Annotated in this window: 1 protein-coding gene; it reads right to left on the bottom strand. The window is 39.5% G+C overall.

The annotated features are described in order from the left end of the window. Positions 1-164: 164 nt before the first annotated feature. Positions 165-1,361 (bottom strand): Gfo/Idh/MocA family protein, encoded by a 1,197-nt coding sequence (locus FB379_RS18290; RefSeq protein WP_144598582.1) that lies wholly within the window; start codon positions 1,359-1,361, stop codon positions 165-167. Positions 1,362-2,049 lie beyond the last annotated feature (688 nt).

Genomic DNA, 2,049 nt, shown 5'->3' with positions numbered 1-2,049 from the left:
CTGTGCTTTTTTGTCTATTTTTTTGGTTCGTATACCTAAAAAAGAGATTTGTTCCATTTTCGGAAATAGAGATGACATAGGTCATAAGCATAAAAGGGGTTTTATGGATTATCAATCCATCAAAATTACAACAAAATCAAAGTCGATTTCAATTCATCACGGATTCAGGTTTTATTAAACGTTACACGATTTGCCAGTTCTAAGTCTTTCACGGCGTCTTCAGCTGTAACAAATCCTTCCCATCCTTCTTCTTCAATGATTCGGCAAAAATCAAGGAAACGGTCTTGTACCATTGCCTCATACCACAATTGCCGCTGCTCCAATTTGATTGTCCGTTCGTATGAAATGCTGGATAGTGCTTCAAGCGGGAACGATTTATTTTTGAAACAATGAAAGGCTGAAGAGCGTACTTTTTCAACAGCGTTTTCTACCGGTTTTTTCGGTATGCTGTCTAGTATTTGATCGATCAGCTCGCCCTGTTCTTTTGAGATTTTGCCCTCTAAATATAATTTTTGGGGAATCCATCCTTCAAGTACAATCCGTCCATGAGTGCAATGAATTTCCCATTTTGTCGATTCCGGTGCGTCAGGATCCATCGTAAAGCCGTGGTAATATTGAACAGGAACTAAAGAATATATGTTGTTTCCCGAACTTTTTTCGTCTTGTTGATAAACTGGTTTTTGAAGAACGCTCGCCCAAACACGCTGTTTTTCACCGTTTTCCTCCGTCAGAGCAAAACCATTCGCATCGACCGCTTCTCCGAGTAAGTGGCGACCGACCTCAAAAAAATGAACTCCATGTTCAATAAAAATGCCTCCGCTTAGTTGATCATTCCAAAACCAATGGCCATTGGCGACGTGATGAGCCGAGTTGGTGAGACTTGCATGATGCACGAATCCAAGCAGCCGATGGCGGACGATCCATTCAACAGCTTCTACTAGCGGATTGTAACGCAATACAAGGTTCACGGCGAATGCACGCTTTTGTTTTTTTGCATAGTTCGCATTTTCCAAAAGTTCCTTGGCATAAAGGGCACCAGGTTTTTCTAACAAGACATGCTTTCCGTGTGTTAAAGCCAGTCGGCTAAGTGAGGAGTGAAGATGGGGCGGTGTTGCTAAAATGACAATATCGATTTCAGGATCGGCTATAAGGTCGGCTGCCTCATAATATTCTTTTGGCGTTATCGCATTATGTCTCTGTTTTTGATAAGCAGCCATCACGCTCTCCCGTTTTGTATCCGTCCTTCCTGCGACAGCTGTCAATTGAAATTCAGGCAGCCGTGCAAGCGCACCGGACAAAAAAGTGGCAAAAGCGCCCGCACCTGCGATCCCCACTCGGTAAGTCTTCATCTTGCCAGACATGGTGTTTTCCCCCTTTACGTTATGGAATTTGACAACTTCATTATAAACGAAAATATAGTCTCGTAAATTTTGAATTGCACAATTAGTAGGATGTATATTTTTCAAAACCGATTCTGTAAAGTGTAAAAAAAGTTTGAAAGATTTGCGTGAATGAGAGCAAGGAAATGACAGGATGATCGTTGAATCAAATCTAGGAAACCTGCTCAAACAACGATTCCTAACAAATAACTTTTAATTATTTATTTGTATGCAAAAGCGATTGCCATCATGATTCAAAGGAAATTCGGGATTTGCTTCCGGAAAAATCCAATCTGCCTTGATTATAAACATTAGAAAATATAGCTTTTCTGCAAATGGGCTGATGCGGACAGTTTGGAATCACTTATTGATGCTAAGCTTGTTGAACAAAAATCAGCTTTCGAAAATATTTGCCGGCGCTTCCATTAGTTTAGTTGAGACGGGGAAAAAATATAACTGATGCAACGAAATTTTTTATTGTAATGTTTAAAATATTAAAACAATAAATTCGTATTTTTTGATATGATGAAAGTAAGGTTTTGCAAAAAGAGGTGTAAAATGGATTTTCCTGTTTACTGTAGATGAGCAATTTTCATAACAATAATTACCATACCAAAAGAGACAAACAGGGTACCCCTTATGCCACATGGAGCTGTTTTTTGACAACATC

Origin of the sequence: Aeribacillus composti (assembly GCF_007827555.1) — a bacterium.
GTDB lineage: Bacteria > Bacillota > Bacilli > Bacillales > Aeribacillaceae > Aeribacillus > Aeribacillus composti.
This window is presented reverse-complemented; position numbering and strand designations above follow the sequence as displayed.

Coding starts and splice junctions, on each gene's coding strand:
- FB379_RS18290 (WP_144598582.1), bottom strand. CDS start 1,361: ATGTCTGGCAAGATGAAGACTTACCGAGTGGGGATCGCAGGTGCGGGC.